General features: G+C 37.4%; 12 protein-coding genes. 9 read left to right on the forward strand and 3 right to left on the reverse strand.

Annotation, left to right across the window (positions count from 1 at the left end; genetic code table 11):
* Nucleotides 1-12 precede the first annotated feature (12 nt).
* Nucleotides 13-864 (reverse strand): SDR family oxidoreductase, encoded by an 852-nt coding sequence (locus tag UXI14_RS08620; RefSeq protein WP_335965786.1) that lies wholly within the window; start codon nt 862-864, stop codon nt 13-15.
* Nucleotides 865-1,117: 253 nt separating this feature from the next.
* Here UXI14_RS08620 and UXI14_RS08625 point away from each other — a divergent pair, with 253 nt between their 5' ends.
* The 4 genes from UXI14_RS08625 to UXI14_RS08640 all read left to right on the forward strand — a co-directional run bounded on the left by UXI14_RS08625 (nt 1,118) and on the right by UXI14_RS08640 (nt 4,177).
* On the forward strand, nt 1,118-1,603 hold the full coding sequence (locus tag UXI14_RS08625) for a ferritin-like domain-containing protein (RefSeq protein WP_335965787.1): 486 nt from the start codon (nt 1,118-1,120) through the stop codon (nt 1,601-1,603).
* 245 nt (nt 1,604-1,848) lie between these two features.
* The gene (locus UXI14_RS08630) at nt 1,849-2,874 is read left to right on the forward strand and encodes an AraC family transcriptional regulator (RefSeq protein ID WP_335965788.1); all 1,026 of its coding nucleotides are present in this window, start codon (nt 1,849-1,851) and stop codon (nt 2,872-2,874) included.
* Between the two features lie 19 nt (nt 2,875-2,893).
* Nucleotides 2,894-3,544, forward strand: coding sequence for a flavodoxin family protein (locus UXI14_RS08635; RefSeq protein WP_335965789.1), 651 nt, complete (start codon nt 2,894-2,896; stop codon nt 3,542-3,544).
* A gap of 177 nt (nt 3,545-3,721) precedes the next feature.
* The gene (locus UXI14_RS08640; RefSeq protein ID WP_335965790.1) at nt 3,722-4,177 is read left to right on the forward strand and encodes a PA2169 family four-helix-bundle protein; all 456 of its coding nucleotides are present in this window, start codon (nt 3,722-3,724) and stop codon (nt 4,175-4,177) included.
* Nucleotides 4,178-4,203: 26 nt separating this feature from the next.
* Here UXI14_RS08640 and UXI14_RS08645 read toward each other — a convergent pair whose 3' ends face one another.
* Nucleotides 4,204-5,244: an AraC family transcriptional regulator gene (locus UXI14_RS08645; protein WP_277899499.1), complete on the reverse strand. Its 1,041-nt coding sequence runs from the start codon at nt 5,242-5,244 to the stop codon at nt 4,204-4,206.
* A gap of 202 nt (nt 5,245-5,446) precedes the next feature.
* Between UXI14_RS08645 and UXI14_RS08650 the strand changes: the two genes are divergently transcribed.
* Entirely contained in the window at nt 5,447-6,484 is a 1,038-nt protein-coding gene (locus UXI14_RS08650) for an AraC family transcriptional regulator (RefSeq protein ID WP_335965791.1), read from the forward strand.
* Between the two features lie 14 nt (nt 6,485-6,498).
* On the opposite strand, the gene UXI14_RS08655 is transcribed toward UXI14_RS08650, so the two are convergent.
* Nucleotides 6,499-7,446: a glycoside hydrolase family 43 protein gene (locus tag UXI14_RS08655; RefSeq protein WP_335965792.1), complete on the reverse strand. Its 948-nt coding sequence runs from the start codon at nt 7,444-7,446 to the stop codon at nt 6,499-6,501.
* 316 nt (nt 7,447-7,762) lie between these two features.
* Between UXI14_RS08655 and UXI14_RS08660 the strand changes: the two genes are divergently transcribed.
* From UXI14_RS08660 to UXI14_RS08675, 4 genes are all read left to right on the forward strand, one after another.
* Entirely contained in the window at nt 7,763-9,862 is a 2,100-nt protein-coding gene (locus UXI14_RS08660) for an alpha-glucuronidase family glycosyl hydrolase (RefSeq protein WP_335965869.1), read from the forward strand.
* 21 nt (nt 9,863-9,883) lie between these two features.
* Nucleotides 9,884-11,050: a mannonate dehydratase gene (uxuA, locus tag UXI14_RS08665; RefSeq protein ID WP_335965870.1), complete on the forward strand. Its 1,167-nt coding sequence runs from the start codon at nt 9,884-9,886 to the stop codon at nt 11,048-11,050.
* Nucleotides 11,051-11,464: 414 nt separating this feature from the next.
* Complete coding sequence (locus UXI14_RS08670) at nt 11,465-14,506, forward strand: TonB-dependent receptor (protein WP_335965793.1); 3,042 nt, start codon at nt 11,465-11,467, stop codon at nt 14,504-14,506.
* A gap of 10 nt (nt 14,507-14,516) precedes the next feature.
* Nucleotides 14,517-15,983 carry a RagB/SusD family nutrient uptake outer membrane protein gene (locus UXI14_RS08675; protein WP_335965794.1) on the forward strand — a complete coding sequence of 489 codons (1,467 nt, stop codon included), beginning with the start codon at nt 14,517-14,519 and terminating at the stop codon, nt 15,981-15,983.
* Nucleotides 15,984-16,106: the final 123 nt, after the last annotated feature.

Consider the following 16,106-nt stretch of genomic DNA (forward strand, 5'->3'; position numbering starts at 1 on the left):
AACCAAAAAAAATCACCCTCCTATTATTGTGCCTCCATTAACATGCAGTGTCTGTCCCGTCATATACGAACTATCTTCGCTTGCTAAAAAGACATACGCCGGGCCTAGTTCGGCAGGCTGTCCTGCTCTTCCTATGGCAGTATCTTGGCCAAATTTTTTGTAATCATCAAAAGTAGCGGGAATTAAAGGAGTCCATATGGGGCCAGGGGCCACAGCATTTACACGAATTCCCTTATTTGCCAATGAAGCTGAAAGAGAACGCGTAAAAGAAAGTACAGCCCCTTTTGTACTTGAATAATCTATGAGGTCTGGATTTCCGCGATAGGCCGTAATAGAAGTGGTATTAATAATGCTATCCCCTTCTTTTAAATAATCCAATGCTGCCTGCGTAATGTAAAATAAAGGGTAAACATTGGTTTGAAAAGTGGTTTGCATATTAATTAAATCTATTTCCGTTAAGTTTTCTTCCTTAAATTGCATGGCGGCATTATTCACAACAATATTAATAGTACCAAATTCATCTATTACTTTTTGAACGGCATCCCTACAAAAAACTTCATCCTTTAAATCCCCTTTAATCAATAGGCACTGGACTCCCTCTTGTTCTATTCTCTTTTTTGTATTAGTGGCATCTTCGTTTTCGTTAAAGTATATTATGGCAACATTGGCACCTTCTACAGCAAAATGTACAGCACAACTTTCTCCTATTCCGCTATCGCCGCCCGTAATTAACGCGACCTTGCCCGTTAATTTTCCGCTCCCTGTATAATTTTCCCTTATTATAATGGGCTTTGTTTTCATTTTGGACTGTTTTCCGGGTTGTTTTTTTAAGTCTTCCTTTATAAATTCTCTTGGATATTCCATTAGTGTCTTTTTTTAATTATACTTTCTTCTCTTTCACATTTTAGCTATTTCATAAAAAAGAAAAAGCTTCTGTAAATTAATCAATTAAAACCATAATAAACTGTTTTTCAGCTAAATGAGTTAACTAATTTTTTAAATGAATTAACAATAACACAACTATTTAAAAGGGATATTATTTTTTTTAAATGAAGCAATTAAAACATGGGAATACCTATAAATTCATTGTATATATTAACCGTTAATAAAAATTAAGATGAAAACACTAAAAGATTTATTAGAGCACCAATTAAAAGATTTGTACAGTGCTGAAGGACAATTAATCGAGGCCCTTTCCAAAATGGCCAATACCACCACCGACGAAATGTTGCAGGAAGCTTTTGAAACCCACCTTGATGAAACAAAGCAGCACAAAGTAAGAATTGAAGAGGTTTGTAACGAGCTAGGCATAAGCCCCAGTGGGGAAACTTGTAAGGCGATGAAAGGACTTATACATGAAGCCGACGATTTTATGGAAGAAAAGCCTGAAGAAGATGTACTAAACGCAGGCCTTATCGCGGAGGCACAGAGAGTTGAACATTACGAAATTGCTGGATATGGCACTGCTATTAGGTATGCAAAGGAATTAGGTTACCTAGATATAGCAAAAAAACTGCATAAAACACTTGAAGAAGAAAACAATGCAGACGAAACACTAAGTAGCATAGCAGAAAAGCGTTTAAACAAGAAAGCTATTCATTAATTATTATTTTTCTCTAAAAAGGCCTAAAATGCAGAGACTGCTTTTAGGCCTTTTCTTTTTCTTATCGCCAGTAAAAAGCATTTTAAATACTATTTTAATCAAAGTGCAAACAAACTATTAAAATCTATTAAACTATGTTAATTACTTACTATTAAAAATATTATGCCCTAAATTAGAGCAACATCATCTCTTTGCATAGAGATGTTCTTCCCTTGCTATTCCCTATTATAATAAAAAAACAGCCAATGAAATCATTAATAATAGCCGATAATAGTATAGAGGATGTTTTTCTAAAACTCCAACAAAATATAGATGGCACATTATCTCGGGGAGACGGAATGTTTAATTTTCAAGCAAACGAAATAGGGATTTCGGGAAAGTTCTCTGGGAACTGCTATTCCAATTCGGTGTCCTTTATTAAGTGCAATCTTTCTTTAAAAGAGCCCGTTGCCATACATTTACAACCCTCGCGACATACTTCTTTTTTATATTTTATTTTTTGCAACAAAGGAAAAATAATGCACAAAGGAAAAAAAAGAGACTTATACAGGCCCATATACCAGCACCAAACAACCGTAATCAACCCTGGGGAAAAAGGTATGCAGTTTATCCTTCCGAAAGAGTTGACCCATGAGCTTATTTTTATAAAAATCAATCCATTGATTTATTTAAGAAAGGAAAAGTTTATAACTAACCTGGATAAAAATTTACAGGCCCTCTATAGAAATTACAACGGTAAAGAAGGGTATACACATTACGGGAACTATAATTTAAAAATTTGCGATTATTTTAAGGAAATCGAAAACATCAAAGAAAGCGGGTTGTTAAAAAATATTTTCATGGAAGGCCAAATAAAACTGCTGTTGGCACTTTTAATTAAACAGTACAATTGGGATATTCTCAATCAAAATAAAATAAGCGACCTTACCAACACAGAACTTAAGAAAGTAAAAGAAGTTTCAGATTACATAAAAAACAATCCTTCCTTTGCTCACTCTATAAAAAAACTAACTGCAAAATACCTTATTTCACCTTCTAAACTTCAAAAAGGGTTTAAGGTATTGCACAATAGAACCGTAGCCGATTTTATAAAGAACCTGAGAATTGAAATTGCAGAGGAAATGATTAAAAATAGGGACTGTACCATTTCTGAAATTGTTTATGATATTGGTTTTACCAGCCGAAGTTATTTCTCGAAAATATTCAAGGAAAAATACGATTGCAGCCCAAAGAATTATCAGGAAAAATTAAAACTAAGTTTAAATATTTAGTTGAAAACAATTATAGATTATGAAACTCAAGGCACTTTTTTTAAACTGTACATTAAAATATTCTCCCGAAACATCAAACACAAAGGCATTTATAGAAAAATCTGCGGCTATTTTTAAAGATCTTAATGTTGCCACGGAAATAGTGAGAATTACCGATTACCACATAAAATTTGGAACATCATCTGATGAAGGCCCTGAAGACGATTGGCCATTTATTTTCAATAAAATTAAAGAAACAGATATCTTTATCATGGCAACGCCCGTATGGAGAGGCGACAGGAGTTCTGTAGCCAAACTGGTCGCCGAGCGGTTGGATGGTCTTTTTGAGGACAAAAAAGATAAAAACGAGCAATATCCAACCTACAATAAAGTTGCAGGCGTGTTGGTAGATGGTAACGAGGACGGTGCAAAAAAAGCCATTTCCAGTATTTTATTCGACCTTGCCGAACATGGGTTTACCCTGGCCGTTAATTCGTTTAGTTATTATGTTGGAAAAGCAGGCCCCGGCCCAAGTTATATTAAAGCAAAGGGCGACAAGCATGAATTTACAAACAATATGTTGTTGATTATGGCTCAAAATATGGTTCACCTTGCCTCTGTGCTCAAAGAAAATCCATACCGCATAAACCTTTCTTCGGTTAAAAAGAAGGCCGCTGAAATAAGTAACTAATTTTCTTCCGCATAAAAATTTTCTTGAAACCAACTATCCCAAGGCACGCCATAGGCGGTATTTTAAAATGAAAATTTAAGGGAATTTGGCAAAATAGGACACAAAATTATGCTTTCCTTAATAGCGGATCGTATCATGATTTTGTAAATTTAATACACGACACAAAATCAATGAGTTATGAAAAAGTACACCGAAAAAATAGGAGATTCTCTCAACGAAATATTAGTAAAGAACATCGATGCGCAAAACGGATTTCAAAGGGCCATTGACCATACCGACAATAAAGCATTGATTCATTATTTTAGAAACCTTTCAAGAGAACGTAAAGAATTTATCTCGGAACTTCAAGACGAGCTTGTTCTTTACGGTGAAAAGTTTAAATTTTCTGGAACCATTTCAGAAGACATCCATATGGGGTGGATCGATTTTAAATCGCTTTTTACAAAATTCAAGGAAGAAGCCATGCTAGAAGAAGCCATAAGGGGCGAAAAAGCAGCCCTTGAAGAATATAATGAAGCATTGAAATCTGACATTTTTCCAGCGAGTACCGCCACTATTTTGAGATCACAACGCGATAGGATACAGGCCGGAATTAACAAGATACGCTCCATGAAAGATTTTGCCTTAAGCTAGCTTTTGGCACGGTAACCGCCCATGAATTATTTTTGCCTTTTCTCCAAGATTTTTTTCTTGTTTTCCTGCCTAAACATAGAAGGCGATATGCCATAAAATTCCTTAAAAATTTTAGAAAAATAGCTTTTGCTGGACAAACCTATTTTATCTTGTATTTCACTCAGGGAATAATCGGTTTCTGCCAATAAAATGGCTGCCACTTTTAACCGGGAGTTTATTATATAATCGTTTACCGTAACGCCGAAAAGCTCTTTAAAACCGCTTTGCAATTTTCCGGCACTTACCCCCACCGTCGTTGCTATTTCGTGTATGGTGCCAAGCTCTTCTAAGTTTTTATAAATATATTTTGCAGATTTTTCAATCAATTCAATATCAGATTGCCTTAATATGGTTCTGTTTTTACCTTCTTGCAAATCGTCTTTATATTGCATTATTTGTTGCACCAGAATAAGGTAGGATTTTCCTTCCATATATAAATTCCACAAAAACCTTTCCTGGGAAAACGCGTCGATTTCTTTAAATAGGTTTGCAATAACCAAGCTGTAAAACCCTTCATAATAAAAAGAATTACTTCCTTCTTGGTCTCTAAATAGTTTTAAAATGTTTTTGTCGAGGTTTTTAAAATCGCAATCAAGCCTTTCCTTAAACTCCGAACGGATAATTTCAACGCTGTTCAGGCATGCCCGTGTATTGGCCTTAAACTTCAATACATGTCCTTTTCTTCCTTTGTTGGCCACAATGGCATTTTGAAATTTAGATATCCGGTTTAGCTTGTTACTGTTTTCAAACCTATGGTCAACAGCCCCACTGGTACAAAAAAGAAATTTAACCGGATGCACATTATCGACCACAAATTGAAATTCAAAATCCTCCAAAAACTCACAATCGTAAAAAACAATGCCCAATCCCCTACTAAAGTTAAACCCTTTTATGGTTCCGTTACCAAATGTTTCAGGTATTTCTACAGCGTATTCGCCACAGTACTCGCTATAATTGGTTTGAAATAAATTGGCTATATCCTTAATAACTTCGTCAATGGGCAACGATTGTACTTTGATGCTTTTCATTTAGGTCGGCTTGTTTTATAGTTTAGTAAGATACTATTATTTGCCCATTATTCATTTATAAATAGCCTGCAATAAAAAAACTAGAGGTAAAACAACTGTTAAAGTTCTATTTTGTTAATTATAGCTTCTATTTCGTTAATACTCCTTCATTTTATTGTTGATTTTTGGGCTCCTACCGCTACATAACAATCAACAAAAATAGATGAAACCCTTATTTATAGCTGATAAAAAGTTAAAATTCATATACAAGCAAATACAACAGCAAATTGGAGGCGAGCCAAAAGATGGCCTAAACATGGGCGTGCAACTCAAAGGCACACATATAAACGGGCATGTTCATGGCATTAGTTTCTCCAATACAATTTCGTATATAAAGTATAAAGTTTCTTTAAAAGAAGATTTGGCCGTTAAGGTTAAAAGTGCCCACCCAAATTCTTCCCTGTATTTTATGTACTGCAACAAAGGTAGTTTCTTGCATATAAAACAGCATGGCAATAGCTGTAAGAAAATTTATGAAAACCAAACGGTAGTGTTAAAGGCCGGAAAGGCCGGGATACGGTTTATAATACCAAAAAACCAAACCAACGACGTCACCATTGTAAAATTTAACCCGAAAGGGTATTTAAAAAAAGAAAAACAATGGGCATCTAACCTGCATGACTTTCAACCGGTTTTTAAAATACTAAACGAAAACGATGATTTTTCGCATTATGGAAACTGCAACCTTAAAATAGCCGAAATTATAGAACAGATTGACAAGGTAAAAGAAACTGGGGTTTTAAAAAACATTTTCATGGAAGGGCACGTAAAATTATTGCTGGCCTTTCTTATACAGCAATACATAAGCGATTTGCGGTATGACACTAATTCTTTTGAGCTTTCTAATTTGGAAATACAAAAAGTTAAGAGAATATCCAGCGCCATAAAGCAGTCTCCCGAAAAGTCTTATTCCATAAAAAAACTTACCTCTCAATATGCCATTACCCCACCAAAGCTCCAAAAAGGTTTTAAGTTGATGTTTGAAAAAACAGTTACAGGCTATATAAAAAATTCAAGACTTGAAATGGCCGAAGAAATGATTAAAAAAAGGGAATATACCATTTCAGAAATTGTATATAAAATTGGTTTTAGCAGTAAAAGTTATTTTTCTAAAATTTTTAAGGAAAAATACGGGTGTAACCCTAAAGATTATCAAGACAACATAAAGAAAAGCCTTAAAAACAATATCAATGAAGCTTAATTTTTTAATAAAAACTACAATTTTATCCATTTAAATGAATCTGGATATGCCATGATTTTCTTTCCCTTAAAGCCAATTTTCACAATCGCGGTTTTTCTGGGGTGTACTTTAGAAGTAGAGTTATGGGTATGGAGCACATAATAAATATCACCATTTTTATTGGTTACCACATCTCCGTGCCCACTACCAAACTCCCCAATGTTTTCCCGGGAAATTAACGGGTTTTCTTTGGCTTTTGCCCAAGGTCCCATTGGACTTTTACTGGTTGCGTAACCAACTGCATAATCGGGGTTTCTAAAATCGTTGGCAGCATAGATTAAATAATACAGTTTGCCTTTTTTTAAAACCGTTGGCCCTTCGGTTACTTTCCAGTCCGAATTTTGGGTATCTTCCCAATCCGCAGAAGCATGGACGCATTCTTTTAAGGTTTCCGGTTTTATGGCTTTTAAGTCGTTTGTCATTTCAGCAACAAAAATCCTATTCCCCTCTTGCAACCTTACATGGTACAAATAGGGAATTCCTTCATCAAAAAAAATAAAGGGATCTATTTGCCTTACCGGTGCTTCTATGGCCTCTTTATTGTTGGTAAAAGGTCCAAGTGGGTTATCGCTAGTGGCTATGGCTATGTTCTCATTGGCAGTATATGCCATGTAATATCTTTCTTTATACCTAAAAACCTGGGGCGCCCAAAATCCCTTTGTGCCAAAAGCATCCCCTTTTTTTAATGCAAAGCCCTCATTAATCCCAGCGGGGCCTTCCCAATTTTTTAAATCTTTAGATGTATATACCAGAAATCCATCGCCTTCTATACGCGCATCGTTCTTTGTTCCGTATAAATAATAAGTTCCGTTATCTTCAAAAATAGTTGGATCGGCCAAATAGATTTGGCCTTCTTCCATCTTTTGCCCAAAAACTTGTGCAGCAAATAAAAATAGAAGAAATATAATTTTATGTAATTTCATTATTGGTTTGGTTCTTTGGTAGGCATCAAATAAAGTCAAGATGCTTTCAAAAGTAGCTAATCCTACCTAAAAAACAGAAATTAAAATTGCCATTGCACAATCTTGTTGTATTTTCTTATGAATGTAACGTAAAGTAAATAGCATGTAACAAATTACTTTTCTATTTTAGATTGAAAAAAATAATTTTACTCGACATAATTCCAGTCAATGCCCGATAGTGGACACAAGATTTGAAAAAACCGATTTAAAAAAAAGAACATTGAATACTTTTACAAGAATAAGCATCGTTACCGTTTTATTTCTATTTTCCATACAAATGCTTCCTCAAACTGGATATAAACTTTGGCTGGATTACAGAAAAGTAAAAAATAGCGAACTTTTGCAGGAATACCGCAACCAGATCCAATCGGCTTATATCCGGCCCGATACCAAAACGCTGGAAATTGCACAAAAAGAGTTAAGTGTGGGCCTTACAGGATTATTAGGAGACAAACCCACTTTTTTGGAACGTCAAAATATAAAAAATGCTATAATCGTTGCTAAAATAAAAGACCTGAACAAAGAGTACCAAACGTTATTTGAACCGTCTAAAATTGAGGAAAACGGATTTCAAATTTCCCATGTAAAAGAAAACATCATTGTTACTTCCAATGATGATATTGGGGTTCTTTACGGTGTCTTTCATTTGCTTAAACACCTGCAAATGAATCTTCCTTTAGAAAAATTACCCATTATCGATGCACCAAAGATAGATTTAAGAATTTTAAACCATTGGGACAATCTCGACCGGTCTGTAGAAAGGGGCTATGCAGGAAATTCCATATGGAAATGGCATAAACTTCCCGGCTATATCGACCAAAGGTATATTGATTATGCCCGGGCAAATGCTTCCGTAGGAATTAACGGAACCGTACTTACCAATGTAAATGCCAACGCCCTTATTTTAACGCCAATGTACATTAAAAAAGTGGCGGCTTTGGCAAATGTTTTCAGGCCTTATGGAATTCGCGTTTATTTAACCGCACGTTTCTCTGCCCCTATTGAAATTGGCAATCTAAAAACAGCGGACCCCTTAAATCCCGAGGTCAGGAATTGGTGGAAGGTAAAAATAGATAGTATCTATAAAGAAATCCCCGATTTTGGAGGCTTTTTGGTAAAAGCAAACTCTGAAGGGCAACCCGGCCCACAAAACTATGGAAGGTCGCATGCCGATGGCGCCAATATGCTGGCCGATGCCTTGGCCCCGCACAAAGGCATTGTAATGTGGCGTGCTTTTGTATACTCTGAGCACGATGCCACCGACAGGGCCAAACAAGCGTATAACGAATTTGTTCCACTGGATGGAAAATATAAGGAAAACGTGCTATTGCTGGTAAAAAACGGGGCAATCGACTTTCAGCCGCGGGAACCTTTTCACCCAATGTTCGGGGCCATGCCCAAAACACCTTTAATGATGGAGTTTCAAATAACACAGGAATACCTGGGCTTTAGCACTCATTTGGTATACTTGCCCAAACTTTATGAAGAAGTTTTGCAAGCCGATACTTACCAACATGGAAAAGGTTCTTTGGTAGCCAAAGTTATTGATGGAACACTTGACCATAAAAAAATAAGTGGCATGGCCGGCGTAGCAAACATTGGAAGCGACGTAAACTGGACCGGGCATCCCTTTGGCCAAGCCAATTGGTATGGTTTTGGCAGATTGTCATGGAATCCTTATTTAAGTGCCAAAACTATTGCCAATGAATGGCTGCGCATGACCTACTCTACCAATGATGAATTTGTAACCCCTATGATTAAAATGTTGCTAATATCACGGGCGGCAGTGGTAAATTACATGACACCGCTCGGGTTGCACCATTTAATGGATACCGGGCATCATTATGGGCCCGGCCCATGGGTATCCAACCTTTCCCGGCCAGAATGGAACCCTGTATATTACCATAAAGCAGATAGCCTTGGCATTGGGTTCAACCGCACACCAACCGGAAGCAATGCCACCGCCCAATATGCCAAACCCGTTGCCGATACTTTTAACAACCTTGAAACCTGCCCGGAAGAATATCTGTTGTGGTTTCATCACCTCCCGTGGGATTATAAATTAAAAAACGGCAATATTTTATGGAACGGACTTGCCTTAAAATATCAGGAAGGTGTGGGTCAGGTAAGAGAAATGCAATCGCTTTGGGAACAAATAAAACCATATTTTTCGGCAGAACAATACCAAGAAGTAGCTATGCTGTTAAGCATACAGCTTAAAGAAGCCAAATGGTGGCGTGATGCATGTATGAGCTACTTTCAAACATTTTCAAAAAAACCATTCCCAAAAGGCATGGAAACCCCAAAACATTCCCTTAACTATTACAAATCCTTGAAATTTCCATATGCCCCCGGTATAAGGCCCTCATGGCACTAAAAAATACAGTAGATGAAAACAATGCTTAATACCATGCGTTGGTTTGGTCCACTAGACAACACCAACCTAATAGACATAAAACAAGCAGGCGCCGAAGGTATTGTTACCGCGCTTCATCACATTCCCGTTGGAGCTGTTTGGAGCGTGGAAGAAATAAAAAAACGACAAAAAACCATACAAAAAGCAGGAATGGAATGGAGTGTCGTTGAAAGCTTGCCCGTACACGAAGCTATTAAACGTAGATCGGGAGACTATCATCAATACATTAAAAATTATAAAGAAAGTATTAAAAACTTGGCGGCTTGTGGTATTCATGTTGTTACCTACAATTTCATGCCCATTCTCGATTGGGTGCGCACCGACCATAATTACCTTAACCCGGATGGCTCGAAAACATTGCTGTTCAATAAAATTGCATTTGCTTACTTTGACATTCATCTTTTAAAAAGGCCCCATGCCAACAACGATTATTCTGAAGAAGAAAAAAAAGAGGCCAAAGAATATGGCAATTCCTTAAGCGAAGCCGATAAAAAAACACTTTTTAAAAATACTTTATTAGGACTTCCCGGTAGCACCAAAAATTTTACTGCTGATGAAATATTAAGCCTTTTAGAAAATTACAGACATATCGACAATCAAAAATTGCGGGAAAACCTAATATATTTTTTAGCTGAAATTATTCCCATTGCCGAATCTCATAAGGTAAAAATGGCCATTCATCCCGACGATCCTCCTTTTTCGGTTTTAGGGCTGCCAAGAATAGTTTCAACTGAAGAAGACTTGCTACATATCTTTCAGTCGGTTGCTTCAAATGCAAACGGATTGTGTTACTGCACCGGATCGTTGGGCGCACATCCGGAGAACAATTTAACGGCCATTATAGACCGTTTTGGTGACCGCATACATTTTCTGCATCTTCGAAATGTCATTAGAATAAATAAAAACATTTTTAAAGAATCTCCACATCTTCAAGGTTCTAATAATATGAATATAATCGTGGAAAAAATTATCCTCCTAATGCAAAAAAGAGCAGAAAGGCTCCCCATGCGCCCCGACCATGGTTTTTTGCATACTTTGGAAGAAGGTAAAGAGCATTATCCTGGATATTCCCTTATTGGCAGGCTTAAAGGACTTGCCGAGCTACGTGGACTGGAACAAGGAATATTACATAAACTTGAAGAAAGTTAATTGCAATTCTTGCTTTTATTTTTAAAATTCAAAATATTGATAAACAGTATTTTACCGTTCGAAACAACACCTTATTCTCTCTGCAATACCAGCTATGTCTGCAATTTTAACTTCTATGTAACATGAAGTAAAGGATGTGTAACATAACACAGCCGGTAATCAAGTCCTTCAAAATAGCTTTGTTAAGCAAACCCATATTAATTGGGAACCTTATTTTCAAAAACCGAAATCGATTGCGTGTAAAGTTAATCCACAACTCCTCTTTGTGAATTAATCTCAACCGCATGGTTAAGAAAGACAAGTTCAGTAAAAGGAAATTTGTCAATCGATTTTTGTTATAAAATCATAATAAGGTTGAAGTGTTGAATATTAACTTATTGCAAACTATGTAAAACTTTCTAACATCAAAATTTTATGAAACATTTTAAATTTAAAAAGTTATTATTTATAATGAGCCTCTTCTTTTTTGGGCTGGTTCATGCGCAACAAGACATTATTGTTTCTGGAACAGTACAGGATGCGTCAGGCCCGCTGCCAGGTGTAAATGTATTGGTGAAAAATGCCAATACGGGTACTACTACAGATTTTGACGGAAATTATACCCTAAGTGGGATAAATGCCCAATCGACCCTAGTTTTTAGTTATATAGGCTATAAAACAAAAGAGATCCCTGTAAACAGTCAAACAACTATAAATGTAGACATGGAAATTGACGCACAGTCTTTAGAAGATGTGGTGGTGGTAGGTTATGGTACCCAAAACCGGGAAGAAGTTACCGGTGCCATTTCCTCAATTGATTCTGATGCTATTGAAAGTGTCCCCGTGGCAACCGCCGACCAAGCATTACAAGGCAGGGCTCCCGGCGTAAATGTTATAAACAGCGGGGCTCCCGGAAATGCTCCTGTAGTTAGGATACGTGGGTTGGGGACACCCAACAACAATACACCCCTCTATGTTATAGACGGAATTATTTCTTCTGGAATGGCCAATTTAAACCCAAACGATATAAAGTCTATTGAGGTTTTAAAAGATGCAGCCACAACAGCCGTATATGGTTCTAAAGGTTCCAACGGTGTAATTTTAATTACCACAAAAAGCGGAAAGCCCAGTGAAAAGGCTTCTTTAACTTTTGATACCTATACCGGCGTAAACTTTGTAGATGCCCGATATGATGTTTTAGATACCGATCAATATATTCAATATGCCAGCGAAATTGGCCCAACTCCAGAAAGGATTTCCAATCCCGAATATGCCGATATGATGACCAACAATACCAATTGGCAAGATGCACTATTTAGACCCGGATTAATGCAAAACTACAACTTGGGCCTTTCCGGGGGCAATAGTAACAGCAATTATAGGTTTTCGGGAGGCTATTTAAGTCAGGAAGGAGCCGTTGTTGAAACCAAATACGAACGCTTTAACTTTAGGGCAAATAGTAACTTTACTTTTGGCAAACTAAAAATTGGAGAAACCTTGGGGCTATCGTTCGATAAGCAAAACCCCGAAAGGGACAGTGGCGGACGCTCCATATTTGAACATGCCATTAAAATTGCCCCGTACATCCCTATATACAACGAAAACAACCTTGGTGGATTTCAAGGACCGAGTAGCGCCATTGACGGACAGGATGCAGAAAATCCCATTAGGGCACAAACCATTGGCGAAGTAGAAAACAAATCTATTGATGTTGTGGGGAGTATTTTTGCCGAATATGAGCTTTTTAATTCCCTGACTTTTAGAACCCAAGTTGGTTTGGACTACAGTAATTTTAAAAACAGCTCGTTCATTCCTTCATATAATGATGATGAAACGTCGACCAACAGCACTAGTTTTGCCCAAATAGATAAAAACACCGGGATATACCAATCGCTTACCTATACCAACAGTTTTACCTACAAGAAAACTTTTGCCGATGTTCATAATCTGGAACTGCTTCTTTTATCCGAACGCCAGGAAATAAAGAATGAAAGTGTAAACGCAAGAAGTACAAACGACATATCAGACAATGTAAACCAGCTTTCTACAAATGGTGTTGACCTAGGGTCGTCTTCTTCAGAATATTTAAGGATTGGTTATTTAGGGCGTATCAATTATAATTTTAACCGTAAATATTTGTTTGCTGCGTCCATACGCCGCGATGCTTCTTCGAGATTCGGAAAAAACAACCGCTGGGGGTGGTTTCCGTCGTTCTCGGCAGGATGGAACATTGGCAAGGAAGAATTTATGAGCAATAGCCCATTCAGCAATTTAAAACTTCGTGGAAGTTGGGGTAAAACAGGAAACGACAATATTGGCGATTACCTATACAGCTCTACCCTGCTTACCAATTTTATATACCCTATTGGCGGAAGTGCCGTACAGGGAACCACGGCTAGCGGACTGGCAAACCCAGACCTTAAGTGGGAAGAAACAACCATGAAAAACCTTGGCCTGGATGTAGGCCTTAACAACGATCAATTTACTTTGTCTTTTGAATATTTCAACAACCGAAGCGACGATTTGCTTATTAACAGGCCTTTACCGCTATCTCAAGGTTTTAATAACCCGAACGTTACAGAAAATGTCGGGTCGGTAAAAACAACCGGAGTAGAATTCAATTTAGGATATAATGATTATGAAGGAGATTTTACCTGGTCGGCCAATCTAAATTTCAGTTCCACTAAAAACGAGGTTATTTCTTTAGGAGAAGGTGGTGAGAACAGGGAATTGACCGGCGGTAATTTTGAAGGTGAAAACATTTCGAGAATTACGGTTGGCGAACCTCTATTCTATTTCTATGGATTGAAAACAGACGGTATTTATCAAAATCAAGCGGAAATTGATGAAGTGTTAACAGAAAACCCAGATCAAACAGTGGTACAACCGGGAGACATCCGCTTTATGGACCTAAATGGAGATGGAGCGATTAATGCCGATGATAAAACCAAAATTGGTGATCCTTACCCAGATTTCATGCTCGGACTTAACTTAAATGCCCAATACAAAAACTTCGACCTTAACCTGTTTATCAACGGGTCTTATGGAAACGATGTCTACAATACCAATATATACGATTTACAAGGCATGACACGCTTGTTCAATTCAGGAACCGAAGTGCTCGATAGATGGACCGGACCGGGGACTTCAAATACAATCCCGAGAGCTCTCGGGGCCGACCAGAATGCAGGGGCATCCGACCGCTATGTAGAAGATGGATCTTATACCCGGTTAAGGAATTTGGTCGTGGGGTATACCATTCCAACCAGTGTTTTTAATAATGCCATTTCAAAATTCAGAATATATGTAAGTGGCCAAAATTTGATTACCATTACCGATTATTCAGGGCTCGACCCCGAAATAGGGCAATACTCCCTTAACAATCAAAACACAAGAACACAATTTGAAATAGGAATTGACCGCGGAAATTACCCACAACCAAAATCAGTGCTGCTAGGCTTACAACTTGAATTTTAAAAAAAATATTATGAATACTATAAAATTAATTGTTGCATTATTTTCAATCGGACTGCTATTCAATTCATGCGATACGGATGGACTGGAACTGGAAAATCCCACCGAATTGTCGCCAGAAACCTATTTTGAAAATGAAAACCAGGTAAAATCGGCTGTAAATGCCGTATACGCAAACCTACAGACCATAGGCATGTACAGTAGAAATTACTACTATATCATGGACAATATGGCGCACGACAATGAAGGGAACCCACAATTGGAGGCCAATAAAAGGCTCTTTCTCAATTTTTCGTTCGATGCCAGTTCCGAGCTTGTCAATCAATTATGGGACAGTTCTTTCCGTGGGATCAACAAAGCAAATTTTGTGATTGGGAATGAAGAAAAAATCAATGCCATTCCAGCATCATTCTTAAGTCAAACACAAAAAAATAAATATATAGGCGAGGCCAAATTCCTTAGGGCCTTGTATTATTTTAACCTCGTGAGCCGTTATGGCGGCGTACCACTAATTACTACCATTCCAGAAAATGGGCAAGGAATTCCCAGAAGCTCTATAGATGATGTATATGCCCAGATTATTACAGATTTACAAGATGCTTCGCAAACCCTTTTGTCTAAAGATGTAGAAGAAAGTGGTAGGGCCACCAAAGGCGCAGCATATGCATTGCTTGGAAAAGTTTACCTATACCGCGAAAATTATACTGAAGCCCTTAATGCTTTCAACAACGTTTATGGGGTGTATTCCCTAACAGATGATTATTTTGACAATTTTAGGGAAGAAACAGAGCATGGACCCGAATCTATATTTGCGGTAGAATATGATGACGATATGGGGAACAACGCTTTTTGGAATTCAACGGTAAGCGGCGAAGGGCCCAATGAAGCAAGTTTAAGAGGGCAATCGTATGGAATGTTCGATTGGTTTAATACCTACCCGTCTGATGATCTTTTGGATGAATTTGAAGATGGAGACCCACGTTTTGATGCTAGTTTTTATTTAGTGGGCGATGAATATGCCGGAGGTACCATTACTGAAATTAGCCTTGGAAGAAGGGCCGGATGGAGAAAATACCAAAACTACTATAAAGATGCCAATGAAGATCTACAATCGGGCATTAATTTTAGTATTATCCGTTATGCCGATGTATTGTTAATGATGGCCGAAGCAGCAAATGAGGTGGTAGACCAATCCACTGCCATTGGTTATATAAACGAGGTTCGCGACCGCGTAAATATGCCGTTGCTATCAGACGGGATGTCTAAAAATGAAGTTTTTCAAGCTATTATACATGAGCGAAAAGTAGAATTGGCCGGAGAGCAGGTACGTTTTGCAGATTTGGTACGCTGGGGATTAGCTGCACAAGAGTTAAGCCAATATGGTTTTCAAGAAGGGATTCATGAAATAATGCCAATCCCAGAAGCTGAAATCAGTTCAAATGAAAACATAAACAGCGAAGACCAAAACCCGGGATACTAAATTTCTATTTCACACTAATAACTTAAGTCCGAAGCAATTATACTTCGGACTTTTTTTTGATGCCTTCAATTCTAACGTAGAATAAAAAAAATTCATATTAAAAATTAATATTAAAAATGTAAG

Source organism: Galbibacter sp. PAP.153, assembly GCF_037029175.1.
Classification (GTDB): Bacteria; Bacteroidota; Bacteroidia; order Flavobacteriales; family Flavobacteriaceae; genus Galbibacter; species Galbibacter pacificus.

Bases quoted from the DNA above. Each gene is read 5' to 3' on its own strand.
- UXI14_RS08620 (WP_335965786.1), bottom strand. From the start codon at position 864: ATGGAATATCCAAGAGAATTTATAAAGGAAGACTTAAAAAAACAACCC.
- UXI14_RS08625 (WP_335965787.1), top strand. From the start codon at position 1,118: ATGAAAACACTAAAAGATTTATTAGAGCACCAATTAAAAGATTTGTAC.
- UXI14_RS08630 (WP_335965788.1), top strand. From the start codon at position 1,849: ATGAAATCATTAATAATAGCCGATAATAGTATAGAGGATGTTTTTCTA.
- UXI14_RS08635 (WP_335965789.1), top strand. From the start codon at position 2,894: ATGAAACTCAAGGCACTTTTTTTAAACTGTACATTAAAATATTCTCCC.
- UXI14_RS08640 (WP_335965790.1), top strand. From the start codon at position 3,722: ATGAAAAAGTACACCGAAAAAATAGGAGATTCTCTCAACGAAATATTA.
- UXI14_RS08645 (WP_277899499.1), bottom strand. From the start codon at position 5,244: ATGAAAAGCATCAAAGTACAATCGTTGCCCATTGACGAAGTTATTAAG.
- UXI14_RS08650 (WP_335965791.1), top strand. From the start codon at position 5,447: ATGAAACCCTTATTTATAGCTGATAAAAAGTTAAAATTCATATACAAG.
- UXI14_RS08655 (WP_335965792.1), bottom strand. From the start codon at position 7,446: ATGAAATTACATAAAATTATATTTCTTCTATTTTTATTTGCTGCACAA.
- UXI14_RS08660 (WP_335965869.1), top strand. From the start codon at position 7,763: ATGCTTCCTCAAACTGGATATAAACTTTGGCTGGATTACAGAAAAGTA.
- uxuA (WP_335965870.1), top strand. From the start codon at position 9,884: ATGCTTAATACCATGCGTTGGTTTGGTCCACTAGACAACACCAACCTA.
- UXI14_RS08670 (WP_335965793.1), top strand. From the start codon at position 11,465: ATGAAACATTTTAAATTTAAAAAGTTATTATTTATAATGAGCCTCTTC.
- UXI14_RS08675 (WP_335965794.1), top strand. From the start codon at position 14,517: ATGAATACTATAAAATTAATTGTTGCATTATTTTCAATCGGACTGCTA.